General features: G+C 62.5%; 15 protein-coding genes. 6 read left to right on the top strand and 9 right to left on the bottom strand.

Translation table 11 applies throughout. The annotated features are described in order from the left end of the window. Window positions 1-105 precede the first annotated feature (105 nt). The gene (sthA, locus tag ABIB57_RS13350) at window positions 106-1,557 is read left to right on the top strand and encodes a Si-specific NAD(P)(+) transhydrogenase (RefSeq protein ID WP_354041462.1); all 1,452 of its coding nucleotides are present in this window, start codon (window positions 106-108) and stop codon (window positions 1,555-1,557) included. Between the two features lie 127 nt (window positions 1,558-1,684). Further along, window positions 1,685-3,064 (top strand): FAD-containing oxidoreductase, encoded by a 1,380-nt coding sequence (locus ABIB57_RS13345; protein ID WP_354041461.1) that lies wholly within the window; start codon window positions 1,685-1,687, stop codon window positions 3,062-3,064. A gap of 183 nt (window positions 3,065-3,247) precedes the next feature. On the opposite strand, the gene ABIB57_RS13340 is transcribed toward ABIB57_RS13345, so the two are convergent. From ABIB57_RS13340 to ABIB57_RS13300, 9 genes are all read right to left on the bottom strand, one after another. Then, window positions 3,248-4,081 (bottom strand): sugar phosphate isomerase/epimerase family protein, encoded by an 834-nt coding sequence (locus ABIB57_RS13340; protein WP_354041460.1) that lies wholly within the window; start codon window positions 4,079-4,081, stop codon window positions 3,248-3,250. A gap of 62 nt (window positions 4,082-4,143) precedes the next feature. Next, window positions 4,144-4,587 (bottom strand): MaoC family dehydratase, encoded by a 444-nt coding sequence (locus ABIB57_RS13335; protein ID WP_354041458.1) that lies wholly within the window; start codon window positions 4,585-4,587, stop codon window positions 4,144-4,146. After that, a complete protein-coding gene (locus tag ABIB57_RS13330; protein ID WP_354041457.1) occupies window positions 4,587-5,714 on the bottom strand; it encodes an extracellular solute-binding protein in 1,128 nt (375 codons plus the stop codon). Before ABIB57_RS13330 ends, ABIB57_RS13335 begins: the two co-directional genes overlap by 1 nt. Further along, a complete protein-coding gene (locus ABIB57_RS13325; RefSeq protein WP_354041456.1) occupies window positions 5,711-6,868 on the bottom strand; it encodes a CaiB/BaiF CoA transferase family protein in 1,158 nt (385 codons plus the stop codon). The genes ABIB57_RS13330 and ABIB57_RS13325 overlap by 4 nt, the downstream gene beginning before the upstream one ends. A 177-nt stretch (window positions 6,869-7,045) precedes the next feature. Continuing rightward, on the bottom strand, window positions 7,046-7,603 hold the full coding sequence (locus ABIB57_RS13320; RefSeq protein WP_354041455.1) for a MaoC family dehydratase: 558 nt from the start codon (window positions 7,601-7,603) through the stop codon (window positions 7,046-7,048). 172 nt (window positions 7,604-7,775) lie between these two features. Continuing rightward, window positions 7,776-8,870 (bottom strand): Gfo/Idh/MocA family protein, encoded by a 1,095-nt coding sequence (locus ABIB57_RS13315; protein WP_502914402.1) that lies wholly within the window; start codon window positions 8,868-8,870, stop codon window positions 7,776-7,778. A 108-nt stretch (window positions 8,871-8,978) separates the two neighbouring features. Then, entirely contained in the window at window positions 8,979-9,308 is a 330-nt protein-coding gene (locus ABIB57_RS13310; protein WP_354041453.1) for an L-rhamnose mutarotase, read from the bottom strand. Window positions 9,309-9,446: 138 nt separating this feature from the next. Next, window positions 9,447-10,268: an amidohydrolase family protein gene (locus tag ABIB57_RS13305; RefSeq protein ID WP_354041452.1), complete on the bottom strand. Its 822-nt coding sequence runs from the start codon at window positions 10,266-10,268 to the stop codon at window positions 9,447-9,449. 12 nt (window positions 10,269-10,280) lie between these two features. Further along, window positions 10,281-11,054, bottom strand: a complete 774-nt coding sequence (locus ABIB57_RS13300) for an IclR family transcriptional regulator (protein WP_354041450.1) — start codon at window positions 11,052-11,054, stop codon at window positions 10,281-10,283. 212 nt (window positions 11,055-11,266) lie between these two features. On the opposite strand from ABIB57_RS13300, the gene ABIB57_RS13295 reads away from it, so the two are divergent. The 4 genes from ABIB57_RS13295 (at window position 11,267) to ABIB57_RS13280 (ending at window position 15,689) form a co-directional block, all read left to right on the top strand. Further along, window positions 11,267-12,601: an ABC transporter substrate-binding protein gene (locus tag ABIB57_RS13295; protein ID WP_354041448.1), complete on the top strand. Its 1,335-nt coding sequence runs from the start codon at window positions 11,267-11,269 to the stop codon at window positions 12,599-12,601. A gap of 263 nt (window positions 12,602-12,864) precedes the next feature. Continuing rightward, window positions 12,865-13,740, top strand: coding sequence for a carbohydrate ABC transporter permease (locus ABIB57_RS13290; RefSeq protein WP_502914401.1), 876 nt, complete (start codon window positions 12,865-12,867; stop codon window positions 13,738-13,740). Beyond that, the gene (locus ABIB57_RS13285) at window positions 13,737-14,594 is read left to right on the top strand and encodes a carbohydrate ABC transporter permease (protein WP_354041447.1); all 858 of its coding nucleotides are present in this window, start codon (window positions 13,737-13,739) and stop codon (window positions 14,592-14,594) included. Before ABIB57_RS13290 ends, ABIB57_RS13285 begins: the two co-directional genes overlap by 4 nt. A gap of 9 nt (window positions 14,595-14,603) precedes the next feature. Continuing rightward, window positions 14,604-15,689, top strand: coding sequence for an ABC transporter ATP-binding protein (locus tag ABIB57_RS13280; protein ID WP_354041445.1), 1,086 nt, complete (start codon window positions 14,604-14,606; stop codon window positions 15,687-15,689). The last annotated feature ends 163 nt before the right edge of the window (window positions 15,690-15,852 follow it).

The following is a 15,852-nucleotide window of genomic DNA, read 5'->3' as shown; positions in this document are numbered from 1 at the left end:
TGCACTGACGCATCCCAGCTCTTCCATTTGCTTGGTTGTAACGTTTGCAATGGCAGTGTCACAATCGCGCTGTAACGCCTGGCTGGGCGTGATTTGGGGATAGTCTTGGAAACGTTTGATCTCGTCGTCATCGGCAGTGGTCCCGCCGGCCGCCGCGCCGCCATTCAGGCGGCCAAGCTCGGCAAATCCGTCCTCGTCGTGGAGAACCGCCTCCGCCTTGGCGGCGTCTCGGTTCATACCGGCACTATTCCCAGTAAGACCCTGCGCGAGACCGTGCTCAATCTGTCCGGTTGGCGCGAACGCGGGTTTTATGGCCTCGCCTATCGGGTCAAGAAGGACATCGAAGGCAAGGACCTCGGCGCCCGCCTGCGCATGACCCTGGACCACGAAATTGAGGTGCTTGAGCATCAGTTCGCCCGCAATGGCGTGCGCACGCTGAGCGGCAAGGCGCGCTTTCTCGACGTCAACCACATCGCCGTCACCACCGCAGAGGGTGATGAAACCAAGATTGGTTTCGGCGCCGCGGTGATCGCCGTCGGCACCGCCCCCTACCGGCCGGCCAATATCCCGTTCAACGACCATTCCGTACTCGACAGCGACAGCCTCGTCGCCGAGCCGCGCGTGCCGCGCAGCCTGACCGTGGTTGGCGCCGGCGTGATCGGCATCGAATATGCCACGATTTTCTCGGCGCTGGACGTGCCGGTCACCATCATCGAACCGCGCGATACCATCTTGGATTTCATCGATCGTGAAATCATCGAAGAATTCACCCACGAGATGCGCAAGCGCGGCATGACCATCCGCTTCGGCTCCAAGGTCGATCATGTCGAGTTGGACGAACAGGGCTGGGCCGTTGCCGTGCTCACCGACGGACGCCGCATCCGCTCCGACATGTTGCTCTATGCCGCCGGTCGCTCTGGCGCCACGGCCGACCTGGGGCTCGAGAACTGCGGCATTGCCGTCCACGACCGCGGACGCATCAAGGTCGATCCCATCACCTTCCAGACCAATGTCCGAAATATCTATGCTGCTGGCGACGTCATCGGCTTTCCCTCGCTCGCCTCGACGTCGATGGAACAGGGCCGTATCGCCGGCCTCCATGCCTGCGGCGCCGCCATGCCGCCCGCGCCCGAATTTTTTCCCTATGGCATTTATGCCGTGCCGGAAATCTCCACCATCGGGCTGACCGAACAGCAGGTCCGTGCGCAGGGCATTCCCTATGAAAACGGCATTGCGCGTTTCCGCGAAACCTCGCGTGGCCACATCATGGGGCTGCAATCGGGCATGATGAAGCTGATCTTCTCGCTCGAAACCCGCAAGCTGCTCGGCGCCCACATCGTGGGTGAAGGCGCCACCGAGCTGATCCATATTGGTCAAGCCGTGCTCAACCTCGGCGGTACGCTGGATTACTTCGTCGAGAACGCCTTCAATTATCCAACGCTGGCGGAGGCGTACAAGATCGCCGCTTTGGACGCGTGGAACCGCATGCCGCGCGATATCCCGCTGGCGCCGGTTGCAGATTCGGAAACCGAAGCGGCTCCCGTCAAGACGAAGTAGACCCCTCGTCCGGCGCTGCGAGCAAGGCCCGGCAGGGCAATGGCCGAGCGAAGCGGAGGCCGGTGAGGGTGCTGGCGCAAACCCCGCCGCCGCCCTAAGCTCCCTTAAAGTCACCGAGAGCCCCATCATGAGCGAAGCCTTTGACGCCATCATCATCGGCGCCGGCCAGTCCGGCCCCTTCCTTGCGGCGAAACTGGCCACGGCCGGCTGGAAAACCGCGCTGATCGAGCGCACCCATTTGGGCGGCACTTGCGTCAACGATGGCTGCACCCCCACCAAGACCCTGGTCGCCAGCGCCCGCGCCGCATGGTCGGCGCGCCACGCCGCCGATTGGGGTGTCACCGTCTCGGGCGGCGTGACCGTCGACATGAAAGCCGTCAAGGCGCGCAAGGACAAGGTGGTCAATGCCTCGGTCCAGAGCCTGACCGACTGGCTCGGCGGCCTCGAACATCTCGAAATCATCCGCGGCTCGGGCAGCTTCGTGTCGCCCACCGAGGTGACTGTGAATGGCCGCACCCTGACCGCGCCGAAATTCTTCATCAATGCCGGCGCCACCGCCAGCGTGCCCGATTGGCCGGGCCTGTCCTCGGTGCCGTATCTCACCAATACGACGATGATGGATATCGACACGCTGCCCGATCACCTGGTGATCGCCGGGGCCAGTTACATCGGGCTCGAATTCGCCCAGATGTACGCGCGCTTCGGCAGCAAGGTTACCGTCATCGAGCGCGGCCCACGCGCCGCGTCGCGCGAGGACGAGGATATCTCCGCCTCGATCCGCCAAATCCTGGAGGCCGACGGCGTCTCCTTCCTGTTCGACACCACCGTTGAATCAGTGGTCAAAGCGGGGCAGGGCGTGCTGTTGTCGCTCAATACCGACGGCCGCCTTGCGTCCACCGAGGCCAGCCACCTGCTGATCGCGCTCGGCCGCACGCCCAACAGCGCTGACCTCAACCTTGCGGCGGCGGGTCTATCCACCGACAAGCGCGGCTATATCCCGGTCGATGATAACCTGCGCACCAGCCAACCTGGCATCTGGGCCATGGGCGACATCAACGGCCGCGGCGCCTTCACCCACACCTCCTACAACGATTTTGAGATCGTCGCGGACAATGTGCTGGACCAGGGTAGCCGCTCCATCGCCCATCGCATCCCGGTCTATGGTCTGTTCATCGACCCGCCTCTGGGTCGCATCGGCATCTCGGAGCACGAGGCCCGCGCCTCCGGCAAAAAGGTATTGATGGGCACCATGCCGATGTCAAAAATCAGTCGCGCCAAGGAGAAGGGCGAAACCCAGGGCCTGATGAAAGTCCTGATCGATGCCGAGACCAAACGCGTCCTCGGCGCCGCCATCCTGGGTATCGGCGGCGACGAGATCGTCCATTCCCTGCTGCAACTGATGGCCGGCGACCTGCCCTACACCGTGATGCAACAAACCGTGCACATCCACCCCACGGTCAGCGAATTGATCCCGACCCTGCTGGCCGATTTGAAGCCGCTGGAGTGATCCTGTTGGTCTGGCGCTGCCGATCCGACGTTACCAGCCTGACGGTGTCCGCCAAACTATCCCCACCCACCGCCTTCCCGCGGGCTTGACCCGCGGGCCACTCCCAACACGGCACACCGCTGATCAAGTCAACGGGAAGCGGCGCCACCCGTCAAACGCGCGCAATGAGCATTGCGTCTAACGCTACTTGAGCAGTTCCTCGATGAATTCCTTCTCGGTCTCGATTCCGGCCCATTCATCCGGACTGTCGGCCTGGAACACCAGCGTATAGGGACCCTTGTAGCCAGCCTCTTCGGCCGCCTGCAGGCATTGGCCGTAGTCTGACTCGTCCAGCTTGCCGTCAACGAAATCGGCCTTGGCATGGCAGGTCTCGGCCAGCCCGAAAATGGCGCGCAGATCGTCATATTTGGTAGGACCGCCCCAATTGCCGAAATCGCCATTGAGCCCGATGCGTCCGTCCAGCTTGTCGAGCAGGTAATGCACATGCGCCGGTTCGGCCAGCAGGTCGAACCAGTTCTCGGTTGTCAGCCGCACCTTGGAGCCGGCATTGCGCTCGGCGAGGGTCGTCAGCGCCTTGACCGACAGGTCCAGCGCATCGCGGGTCGGTTTCTGCTTGCCGGCGATGACGCGGGCGCGTTCGGCCCCAAGCTGGTTGGCGATCTCGATCCAACTCCAGATCCAATCGGTATCGCGCGCGCTGGTCGCCGGATCGCTGATATCGCCTGCATCAATCAGCAGCGTCTGCAAGGTGACATCGGCATTGCTCAACGCGCTGCGCAATTCGCCCAGATAGATTGGGTCCTTGCTGGGCAGGTGAAACGACACCAGTTCCAGCCGGTTGATGCCGCGGTTGGCGATGGCGGAGGGAATATCGAGCAGCGACTCATCGACCTCGCCATAGGTCTCCTGCACAGGCCCAATCTCAAGACTGTCGAGATTGTGCGGATAGGTCGTGCCCAGCATGCGGTGCAGCGACCAGGTGGAGACCGCGATACGGTCGGCAGAGTTGAAAGCCATCGAAAACGTCCTCATTCGTGTTGAGGGCGACACTGCCCCGGCGCGATGGCCGGTTCAAGGCACTAAAGCTTGCGCTGCGCCAGATAGATGTGGTCGCACGCCAGCACCGTCTCGCCGCGCTGGTTGAGCACCCGCACCGCCTCGGTGATGCGGCCATGATCGGCCCGCTTGGGATCGGGGTCGAGCCCGGTAATGGTCAGCGTCGTATGGATCGTGTCGCCGATAAACACGGGCTTGGGAAACCGCAGCCGTTCATAACCATAGGAAAACGCCAGCGGATTGATCTCGCTGGCGGTCAGGCCAATGCCGATTGCGAATGTCATCGTCCCATGGGCAATCCGCTGCCCCCAGGGGGAGGCCTTCATCGCCTCCGCGTCCATGTGATGCGGAAAAAAATCGCCCGTATGACCGGCATGCACCACGAAATCGGCCTCGGTGATGGTGCGCCCGTACGTCTTGCGCTCTTCCCCCAGCACATAGTCCTCGAAATGGCGTGGCCGCTCCATCAAAAACTCTCCCGATACAGGCGATTGATCTCGGCCACGATCAGGGCAGGGCTCTCCTTGCCCAGCAGCCCGGCGTTCAGCCGCTTGCTCGCCGCGTCCTGGAACGCCATGTACCCATTGTGCCGCGGCCGCACCCAGCTCGCTTCCAGCGTCCGCCGCGTATCGCGGTAAAACCCGTCCACTGCCGCGTTGACGGCGTCATCTTCCCAAGCCAGGCCATGCCCCGGCTGCCCGCCGGACTCGGCATAAATCGTGCTCTGGATACCGCCACTGGCGACCCAATAGGCATAATCGATCGCCGCCTCGCGGTTCGCTGAGAATGCGGATACCGCAATCCCCGTCCCGCCCAGCGCCGACCCCACCGGCCCGAGCCCGCCCGCATTTGGAATATCGGCGAATTTCAACCGGCCGGGCCGGAAACCTTTGAGCGCATAGCTGAGGTAGCCATAGCCATACGGCATCACGCTTACGACGGGATGCTCGTGCGCCATCGCCTCGGACGCAGCGATCGGGTCCATGGCGAAATTGCTCGGCTCGATCAGCGCCACCAGTTCGCGTAGATGCTCCACCACATCCGCCCCCGCCGCCGCCTCGATCAGCTCGCCCGCGCCCGTATTGCAGGCGTGCCCCAGATTGCCCGCCAGCGTGTAAAACGTCATCAGGCTATGCGGCGCCAGCATCGGCAGCACCACTTGCCCCGCCTTCGCCAGCCCGATTACATCCGCCCAGCTCGTCGCCGGCCCCTCCACGATATCAGCCCGATAGGCCTGCACCTGCGTCGCCGCATCGATGGGAAACGCCCACTGATGGCCGGCCCAATTATAGCTCGGGTAGGATTGCCCGACACTGTGCCGCGCCATCTCGTCCCGCTCATCCTCGCGCCCTGCCACGTCGAGCGGCGCCAGGCACCCTTCATCGGTAATCTGCCCCACATGGGGATGATCGATGACGATCAGGTCATATTCCCGCGCCAGTTCCTCCACTGGAAACGTCTCGAAGTCCTGCAGGCTGCGTTGGTCCCAATCGATCTGCACCCCGGTCTTGTCGCGCCACAGCGCCGACGTCGCCACCATCGGGTCATAGCCGCGCGGATGCTTCCAGGTCATGCCCTTGAGGGTAATGCTCACAAGCCGAACTCCGCCCGGATTTTTGCGCTCTGCTCGCCGATCAGCGGCGCGGCGCGCGTGGTCTGCGCCCGCTTGCCATTGATGCGCAGTGGCGACTTGGTCGTGGTGATCGACACATTGTCTTCCCGCGTCACCGTCTGCAGCATGTCGAGCGCCCTAAAGCCTTCGCTCGCCATCAGTTCGGGCCAATCCAGCACCTTGGCGCACCAGATATCGGCCGGCTCCAGAATGCCCAGCCAATGCTCCGTCGTCTGGCCCGACAGCCGCTCGGCGATCAACTGCTTGATCGCGTCACGCGCCGTGAACCAGCTCTTGGGATCGGCATAAGTGCCCAGCGCCTCGATCTCCAGCAGCTTTTGCAGCTTGCCCAGCGGTGTCATCGCGATCGCCAGATATCCATCCGCCGTGGGATACACGCCATAGGGCGCCGACAGATAAGCATGCGCCGAGCGGAATTCGCTGCGCTTCGGCACCCGCCGTCCGTCATTGAGATGTGTAGTCAAAACCTCGAACTGGAAATCCACCAGTACTTCCAGGAGACTCGTCTCGATATGCGCGCCTTGGCCGGAAATGCCGCGCCGCACCAAAGCCGCCAAAATCCCCTGTGCCACCGCCGCGCCAGCCAGCATATCGGCAATCGCCAGCCCGAACGGCACCGGCCCCTGGTCATGATCGCCATTGAGCCACATCACGCCGCTTCGAGCCTGCGCCAACAGGTCCTGTCCCGGCCGATCCACCCACGGGCCTTCATCGCCATAGCCCGTGATCGAGGCATAAACCACGCCCGGATTGATCGCCTTGACCGCGTTGTAATCCAGCCCCAGCCGTTCGATCACGCCGGGTCGAAAATTCTGCAGCACCACGTCGGCCTTGAGCAGTAGCTTGCGCAGCGCCGCCAGATCGTCAGCATTCTTGAGGTCAAGCGCCAGGCTCTCCTTGGATCGGTTGATGGCATGGAAAATCGTCGAATCCCCGCCTATTTCGGTATCGCTCAGGTAGAGCCGCCGGCTGAGGTCGCCCCCATCCGGCCGCTCGATCTTGATCACCCGCGCGCCAAGATCCTGCAGCCGCAGGCTAGCATAGGGGCCACTGAGAAACTGGCACATGTCGACCACGACGAGGCCGTCGAGAAGAGGGGTATCGGCTTGGGTCATGGTGTACTCGGAACGAAGGTGGCGTGCTGCGCGAAAAGCCCCTCCCACTTGAGGGGAGGGGTTGGGGTGGGGGTGTCGTGCTCGTCAAGATCACCGGGGTTACCGCACCCCCGACACCCCCACCCTGGCCCTCCCCTCAAGGGGGAGCGAACCGCCCGGTGGCGCTCGATGCTCGCGCTACTTAGTTTCACCGGTGGCCCCCACAAAATCTTCCGGCCGGCGGTACTTCACGGTCTGGATATGCTCGCAATACAGCACCAGTTCACCCTCGCCCTTGAACACTTCATAGCTGGCGCGGCAGAGCCCGAGCTTCTGGTATTTCGGCGATTTCTCGAGATTGGTGCGGATCGTATAAATGGTGTCGCCGATAAAGGTCGGCTTGATGAAGCGCAGCCGGTCATAGCCATAGGAAAAGGCATTGACGCAATTGGTCGCCACCAGCCCCAGCCCGGCCGAAAACACGAAGGCGCCGGCCACTAGCCGCTTGCCGAATTGCCCCTCGGTCTGCGCGAAAATATCGTCCGCCACATAGGGGTGCATGTCGGTGACCAGCGCATTGAACGCCATCGATTCCCCCTCGGAAATCGTGCGGCGCAGCGAGCGAATTTTGTGCCCGACCTGCCAGTCCTCGTAGAACCAGTTCTCGGCGTTCCACACCGGAATATCGGCATGCGCCTCGGGCATGGTCTTGGGATGGGTGGAGTGCACGCCCACGGTGTGTTCGAACTCGCTCATGACCTGCCTCGTTGCCTGAGAGCCACCGCACTGAAGGCCCCTCCCCCTTGAGGGGAGGGGTTGGAGTGGGGGTGTTGTGCCCCCAGCCGACCGGGGAGGATGGTCGAGCCCCGACACCGCCACCCTAGCCCTCCCCTCAAGGGGGAGGGGACCAGATCGTGGCTCTCAAACATCACAACCCCGCCCTCACCAAAGTCGCCGGCTTTGCCGCCGACTCAAACGCCGCCTCGACCAGCGCCATCGTGTGCCACGCATCCTCGACCGAGGTGACCAGCACCGTGTCCTCGCCCGCCGCAAAGCGCTGCAGATTGCTCATCGTGCCGATAAAGGCATGCGGGAACCAGCCCCCGCTCAAGGGCACCTGTGTCCAGTCCTCGCCTTTGCGGGTGATCCAGAGTTCGTCCGGCTCGCCCACAGGATAGTTCAGCAGCAGGCCCAGCTTGACCATGGCCGCGCCCTCGGTGCCTTCGAACCGAAAGCTGGCGTCCTGGAATTCGCGGCCAAAATCATGGTTGTGGTTGATGCTCATCGTGGTGCGCACCCCGTCCTCGAAATCGATCAGCGCCGAGGTCCGCGTCTGCGCCAGATCGGTCGATGGATGTCCCATCGTCCGCGCATGCACGCCCACCGGATTGCCCAGCATGGCGCGGATCAGATCGAGATAGTGGATGGAATGTACCGCGATCTCGACGCGCGGCGCGCCCTTGAGAAATGGGAACAATTCCCATGGCGTCACGAGGTTCAGGTGCACCTCGGTGTCGATGAGCTTGCCCAGCCAGCCGCGCTCCAGTGCATCGGCCACCGCGAGCATCATCGGAGAGAATCGCAACTGGAAATTGACCGCCGCTACCAGCCCTTTGGCGCGGCACAGCCTCAGAATAGCACTCGCCTCGTCAAGGTCGCGCCCCATCGGTTTTTGCAGCAACACCGCCGCGCCGTCCGGAAGCTTCGGCAACACATCCAGATGCGCGACCGGGGGCAGGGCCAGGTCATAGATCGCATTGGGCGTGGCGATCGCCTCTTCCAGCGTGGCGAATGCCGGCAGGTCCCACTTGGCCGCCATGGCACTCGCCTTGTCGCGATCGATGTCGAACACGCCGGCCACCGGCAAATTGGCCAGCCGATAGGCCGGCAGATGCGCATCGTTGACGATGCCACCGGCGCCGATGATCACGATGGGGCGCGGTGCGCTGGGCCGCGGCCAGCTTTGGCGCAATGCCGAATAATCCGCGCTCAACTCCGCCTCCTCGCGACGATCTGCGATCATCATTCTTATGTGAATAATCTTTTCACATGCGAGTTATGGACACAAGAGGGACGCGAACCAGAAATCCAGCATGCTTGAAAATAGAGCCTTCACAGATGAATCAAAATCCTAGTCGAGGTGGAACACCTCCTCGCTCGATGCCCACCACTCGCCATCTGTCCGCGTTATCAACGGGCTCTGCATCGGCATGCACACGGCCCACCACTCCTGCGTGCGCGGATCGGCCGCCATCGTCGCCATGTCGGCGTCGTGGTCTGTGCCCACATATTCGTAATAGGCGAACAGCAGGTTTTCCGGTTCACGCAGGAAAATCGAATAATTGGTAATCCCGCTGGCCTTGATCTGCTTGAGCACGTCCGGCCACACCGCGGCGTGGACCCTTTTGTATTCAGCAATCTGCTCGGGCTTCAGCCCAATAACGGCGCCATATCGTTTCATAGTGTCCTCTATATTACCGCAAATTCGATCGATCCCCTCCCCCTTGAGGGGAGGCTAGGGTGGGGGTGTCGTGCCATCAAGTCGCTCGGTGAGGAGCCCTACACCCCGACCCTCCCCTCCAGGTCGACTGCGCTCATCTCAAACCCCGTAAATCCGCTCCGCATTGCCATGCCAAAGCTTTGCCTGCTCGTCCTCGCTCGCCCCTTTGACGATCTCGCGCGTCGCCTCGACCCAGCGCGTGAGCGAGCCGGTCAGCGTCACCACCGGATGATCCGAGCCCCACACCACGCGGTCCCAGCCAAAGCTCTCGATGATATGCTCGACAAATGGCCGTAGGTCCGCAACCGTCCAGTCCGCGCCCGCATAGGCCACGATCCCCGACACCTTGGCCGCCACATTGGGCAGCTTGGCGAGTTCGGTGATATAGCCGCGCCACGGATCGAGCCCCTTGCCGGCCACATCGGGCACGCCGCAATGATCGAGGATGAACTGCACATCTGGCGCCCGCTGCGCCAGCATCGTGCCGATCGGCAATTGATCGGCCCGCACACACAGATCGAAGCTCAAATCATAATCGGGCAGGTGGCGAATGTTCTCCACGAACAGGTCGCTCTGGCTCAACTCATCCGGCGCCTGATGCAAAATGCGCCGCACGCCCTTCACATGGGCATGTTCGCTCAACTGCTCGATCTGGTCGACAAACCCCATGCCCTCGGGCCGGCAGGCCGCAATCGCCCCCACAATGCCCGGCAGGCTCAGCATGAACTCCGTCTCGGCTACGATGTCCTTGTCCGCAACATCCACTTCCATATGCAGCGCCCCGGTGATCCCCAGCCCGCGCGCCTCCGAGAAATAATTCTCCACCGGCCAGGGCCGATTGATCGCCGGCGCCCCCTCCAGCCAAGGGTAGGAAAACCGCTCCGGATAAACCAGATGCAGATGGGTATCGAGAATGCGCATGCGTCGTTCCTCCTAGGCGCTTGGCGTTGAGCGCCGCGATAGTTCCTGCCCCGCGTCCCGCAACAGGTTCAATACCTGCTGCGTATTGGGGGCGTCGAGCTTGTCGAGCCGTTGCGTATAGGGACAGGTCAGCACGGCGATCACCGAACCCATCGGCCCGAAGATCGGCACCGACAGGTTGGACACGCCCGGCGTCTGGGCGCTCGGCATATTCTCGTAGCCCTGCTCGCGCACCCCGTCGAGCCGGGCGGCAAGGCCTTTGGGCAGCTTCTCGGGCGTGCCGATATCCTGCTCTTCCAGCATCAGCAGGCGCTCCTCAGGTCGCGAAAACGCCAGGAACACATGTCCGGACCCGGTATTGACCAGGCCGATGCGCGAGCCCACCCGGATCGAGACGTTCCAATAGCCGGGGCTGTCGACCTGGGCGATGACGACCAGGATATTGCGGTCCTGCACCACCAGATGCACCGCCTGCTCCGCGTTGAGCGCAAACTGCCGCAGTACCGGCGTGGCCTGGCTGATCAGCCGCCGCATCGGTGGTCGCGCGTGCCCCAGTTCGAACAGCTTGAGGGTTACCTCGTAACGGTCTTCCAGCGTGCGCCGCACATAGTCGCGCCGCACCAGCCGGTCGAGCATGCGGTAGATTTCATTGGGGGAGCGTTCCAGCGCCTTGGCGATCTCGGCCTGGCTGAGACCGTCATCGGTGGCAGCCAGCAGCTCTAGAATATCCAGGCCCTTGTCGAGCGCCGGCGCGCGATAGCGCTCAATGTCGTCATCCAGTGCCACGGATATCCTCCCCAAGGCGGCTGCACCCATAATGGTACCCATTCACCCGCGAATTGCTAGCGTTCCGTTAGCATCCACAACCCATTTCCCCCACATCGGCCCGTTGACGGCGTGGCGAAGTTTATGCTTACCTACGAATAGACTTTTCAAATATGGATGATCAAGCCTCAAAGCGAGGCGGCATCGGAAGGTCCCCTGTGGAGGAGAAATCAATGGCAACCAAGTTCCTGGCCAAGGCCCTTCTGGCCTCGGTGGCCCTGGCGACGCTGTCGGGCGCCGTCATGGCGCAAGAATTCGATTATGGCTCGTTCCCCGGCTATACCCTCAAGGTAAAGCTCATCGGCGGCACGCAGTACGAAAAGCTCTATACCCGTATTCCCGAGTGGGAAGCGCTGACCGGCGCCAAGGTCGAAATCGTTTCATCCAAGAACCATTTCGACCTGGACCGTGAAATCAAGCAGGACATTGCGTCCGGCCAGATCACCTGGTGCGTTGGCTCCAATCACACCAGCTTCGCCCCCCAGTATGGCGATCTCTATATCGACCTAAGCAAGGTCATCCCGGCCTCCGAGCTGGCCAAATACGTCCCTGGCACGCTGCAGGCCTCGATGGTCGATGGCCGCCTGGTGCAACTGCCGCGCGTCACCGACGTGTCCAACCTCTACTATCGCAAGGACCTCTATGAGGACCCCGCGAAGATGGAAGCCTACAAGGCCAAGTTCGGCAGCGATCTGGCGCCGCCCAAGACCTTCGACGAATTCAAGCAGCAGATTATCTTCTTCGCCGATGCCCCCAACCTTTACGGGACTGCATTCGCCGGCAAGGACGAAGGCATGTCCGGCCGCTTCATGGAAATCCTGCGCGCCAATGGCGGCGACCTGTTCGACGCCAACTGGAAGCCGACCTTCAATTCGCCCGAGGGCGTCGCGGCCCTCAACTGGTTCAAGGACATCTATGACGCCGGCGCCGTGCCGGCCGGCACCGTGAACTACACCTGGGACGAAATCGGCCAGGCCATGGCCGCCGGCCAGTTGGCCGTCGATCTGGATTGGCCGGGCTTTGCGGGTTTCTACAGCGATCCGACCGCCTCCAAGATCGCCGATCACCTTGGCTTCGCCGTTGCGCCCGTGGGCACCTCCGGCAAGCGTGGCGGCTGGTCCGGTTCGCACTCGTTCTCCGTGACCGAAGCCTGTGACAACAAGCCGGCCGCCGTTTCCCTGGCCGTGTTCCTGACCAATGACGATAGCGAACTGATGGAAGCCGAAGCCGGCAACCTGCCGACCCGTTCGGCCACGTTCGATGCCGCGGTGAAGTATTTCAACGAGAACGGCAAGACCGCTTTGGCTGAGATGTTCCCGATCTGGCAGGCCTCGCTTGCCGATGCCCGCACGCCGCCATTGATCCCACAGTGGATTGAAGTCAGCAACGTGCTCTGGCCCCAGCTCCAGGCTGCCATCGTGGGCGAAAAGACCCCCCAGGAAGCGCTCGACCAGGCTGCAGCCGAAGCGACCACCATCCTGGAAGATGCCGGCGTTTTGGTGCAGTAAGCCAAATGGCCGTCCGGTTCGCCGGGCGGCCAAGTTCCCTGAGCTATGAGCGTGGCACGAACCCCCACCCCTGCCCTCCCCGCAAGGCGGAGGGAGCGCTAGAACCGATAGCTCGTGCTTCGGGAAACAATAATTTCAGTCGTCTCCCTCCCCTTGTGGGGAGGGATCTAGGGTGGGGGTCGCTTTTCTTGACCGCAGACGTTCAATCATTGCCGCAATTTAAAACCAAGGACCGTGTGTCCTGGTTCGCCTCGCCGCGCGCCATTCCCTATGTGCTGCTGCTGCCGGCGATCGTGGTCATCCTGTCGGTGGTGCTGGTGCCGCTGCTGGTCTCGTTCTGGACCAGCTTCACCGCCTATAACCTGACCAAGCCCGCCACGCTGTTCCAGTTCATCGGGCTGCGCAATTATCAGCGCCTGCTGACCAATGCGGATTTCTGGTGGGCTTTCGGGCGCACCTTCGTGTTCGTCACCATCACGCTCAATCTGGAAATGCTGCTGGGCCTGGGCCTGGCGCTGCTGGTCAACAAGATCACCTGGGGTCAGCGCACGCTGCGCACCATCATGATGTTCCCCATGATGTTCTCGCCCATTCTGGTGGGTTTCCAGTTCAAATACATCTTCAACGACAGCATAGGCCTGCTCAACAACGCCCTGTTCGACCTGCACATCATCAGCCAGCCCATTCCGTGGCTGGTCGATGGCACGCTGGCCAATTTCTCCATCATCTTCGCCGAAATCTGGATGAGTACCTCGGTGTTCGCCATTCTGCTGCTGGCGGGCCTGATGGCGCTGCCCAAGGAGCCGCTGGAGGCCGCGCGCGTCGATGGCTGCAACCCGCTCCAGGTGTTTCAGCACATCACGCTGCCGTTCCTGATGCCCTTTGTTTACATCGCCATGACCATCCGCTCGCTCGATGTCGCCCGGGCCTATGACATGGTCAAGATCATGACCAATGGCGGTCCCGCCGGGCGCACCGAGCTGCTGTGGACGCTGATGACCCGCACCGGCTACCAGAATTCCCAAATGGGCATGGCCAACGCTATGGGCTATGTGTCGATCATCCTGTCGATCGTCTTCACCTTCTATTTCTACCGCAAGCTGGTCGCCGCGCGCACCTTTATGGGAGGCGCACAATGAGCCGGCTCACCATCGAAAAGCCTTGGCAGCGCTGGCTGATCCGCTTCGGCGTCTTCGTCGCCATGGCCATCCTCACGGTGCCGGGCCTCTGGGTCGTTTTGACCGCGTTCCGGCCAAATATCGAAGTGCTGGCCCGTCCCGCCGTCTGGATTCCGCAGAACCCGACGCTGGATAACTTTGCCCGCCTGTTCGGCCTGTCGTCGGCCCAGCAGGGCCTGCCGGTGGCGCAGTATTTCATCAACTCGCTGGTGATCTCGATCACCTCGACCGTTGTCGCTGTCGTCATCGGCATGGCGGGTGGCTATTCGTTCGCCCGCTTCAGCTTCAAGGGCAAAGCCACGCTGTTCCTGGCCTTCATGCTCAGCCGCACGGTGCCCGGCGTGGCGCTCAGCCTGCCGCTATTCATCATCTGGGCGCGGCTGGGGCTGATCGATACCAGCTTCGGCATGATCCTGGTCTATATGGCGGTCAATATCCCCTTCACCATCTGGCTCACCGACGGCTTCTTCCGCCAGATTCCGGTGGACCTGTCTGAAGCCGCCCAGATCGATGGCTGCACCCGCTGGCAGGCCTTCTGGAAGGTCGAGTTCCCACTCGCCCGCTCGGGCCTGGCCTCGGCCGCCATATTCGCCTTCCTCACCTCGTGGAATGAATATGCGTTGGCGAGCCAACTCACCCGCACCACGGCATCCAAGACCATGCCGGTCGGCCTGATGGATTTTACCGCCCAATTCACCGTCGACTGGACCGGCATGAGCGCCATGGCCGTGCTCATCATCATCCCGGCGCTGGTCCTCACCTTCGTTGTACAGAAACACCTGATCGCCGGCCTCACCTTCGGCGGCGTCAAGTAAGGATAACCCATGGCTCCCGTTCGCCTGGAAAAAGTCGTCAAGACCTACGGCAAGATCGAAACGGTGCATGGCATCGATCTCGATATCGCCCACAATGAATTCGTGGTTTTGGTCGGCCCCTCGGGCTGCGGCAAGTCGACCACCCTGCGGATGATCGCGGGGCTGGAGGAGATCACCGGTGGCACCATTTCCATCGGCGACCGCGTCGTCAACGACCTGCCGCCGCGCGCCCGCAACATCTCCATGGTGTTCCAGTCCTACGCGCTCTATCCGCACATGACCGTGCGCGACAATCTCGGCTTCGGGCTCAAGATCGCCAATATGCCGGAAACCGAAATCAAGACCCGTGTCGATGAGGCCGCCGAGATCCTGAGCCTCGGGCCCTACATGGATCGCCTGCCGGCCAACCTGTCGGGCGGCCAGCGCCAGCGCGTGGCCATGGGCCGCGCCATCGTCCGCAATCCCGACGTGTTCCTGTTCGACGAGCCCCTGTCCAACCTCGATGCCAAGCTGCGCGGCCAGATGCGCGTCGAAATCAAAAAGCTGCACCAGCGCGTCCAGACGACGGTGATCTACGTCACCCACGATCAGGTCGAGGCCATGACCCTGGCCGACCGCATCGTCATCATGCGCGATGGCCATATCGAGCAGATCGGCACGCCCTCGGACGTGTTCGAGCACCCTGTGAACACCTTCGTCGCCGGCTTCATCGGCTCCCCGCCGATGAACCAGCTCGATGCCACGGTCAAGGCCGGCAAGGCGGTGCTGAGCGACGGCGTGGAAGTGCCGCTGCCCGCCGATAGCGCTGTGACCGAAGGTCAGTCCATCATCCTGGGGTTCCGCCCGGAGAGCCTCGCGCCTGCGGGCCATTCCCTGCACGGCACCGAGAACGCCATTTCGATCACCCGCACCATCGCCATCGCCGAGCCGCTGGGCACCGAAACCATCCTGTTCACCGATCTGGGCGGCAAGGAAGTTCAGGGCAAAATGCTCAATCCCCGCGTCGTCAAGCCCGGCGAGAGTCTGGACTTCACGCTGGATCTGACGCGGCTGCATGTGTTTGATGCGGCGAGTGGAAAGAGTGTGCGTGCGTGATGATAAATTTTGCCATGGGCCACCCCCTCCCCAACCCTCCCCGCAAGGGGGAGGGTGCCTCTCCACTCTTTGAACTGGATCGTGCCGTCCCACCGGCAGACACCCTCCCCCTTGCGGGGAGGGAGGGGAGGGGGTCCCTCCGTGGCACCGCCCGAGGAAACGT

This window comes from Devosia sp. UYZn731 (assembly GCF_040546795.1).
Lineage (GTDB): Bacteria > Pseudomonadota > Alphaproteobacteria > Rhizobiales > Devosiaceae > Devosia.
The sequence above is the reverse complement of the archived record's forward strand: the minus strand, read 5'-3'. Positions and strand labels throughout refer to the sequence as shown.

Bases quoted from the DNA above. Each gene is read 5' to 3' on its own strand.
- ABIB57_RS13345 (WP_354041461.1), top strand. From the start codon at position 1,685: ATGAGCGAAGCCTTTGACGCCATCATCATCGGCGCCGGCCAGTCCGGC.
- ABIB57_RS13340 (WP_354041460.1), bottom strand. From the start codon at position 4,081: ATGGCTTTCAACTCTGCCGACCGTATCGCGGTCTCCACCTGGTCGCTG.
- ABIB57_RS13335 (WP_354041458.1), bottom strand. From the start codon at position 4,587: ATGGAGCGGCCACGCCATTTCGAGGACTATGTGCTGGGGGAAGAGCGC.
- ABIB57_RS13325 (WP_354041456.1), bottom strand. From the start codon at position 6,868: ATGACCCAAGCCGATACCCCTCTTCTCGACGGCCTCGTCGTGGTCGAC.
- ABIB57_RS13320 (WP_354041455.1), bottom strand. From the start codon at position 7,603: ATGAGCGAGTTCGAACACACCGTGGGCGTGCACTCCACCCATCCCAAG.
- ABIB57_RS13315 (WP_502914402.1), bottom strand. From the start codon at position 8,870: ATGATCGCAGATCGTCGCGAGGAGGCGGAGTTGAGCGCGGATTATTCG.
- ABIB57_RS13310 (WP_354041453.1), bottom strand. From the start codon at position 9,308: ATGAAACGATATGGCGCCGTTATTGGGCTGAAGCCCGAGCAGATTGCT.
- ABIB57_RS13305 (WP_354041452.1), bottom strand. From the start codon at position 10,268: ATGCGCATTCTCGATACCCATCTGCATCTGGTTTATCCGGAGCGGTTT.
- ABIB57_RS13295 (WP_354041448.1), top strand. From the start codon at position 11,267: ATGGCAACCAAGTTCCTGGCCAAGGCCCTTCTGGCCTCGGTGGCCCTG.
- ABIB57_RS13285 (WP_354041447.1), top strand. From the start codon at position 13,737: ATGAGCCGGCTCACCATCGAAAAGCCTTGGCAGCGCTGGCTGATCCGC.
- ABIB57_RS13280 (WP_354041445.1), top strand. From the start codon at position 14,604: ATGGCTCCCGTTCGCCTGGAAAAAGTCGTCAAGACCTACGGCAAGATC.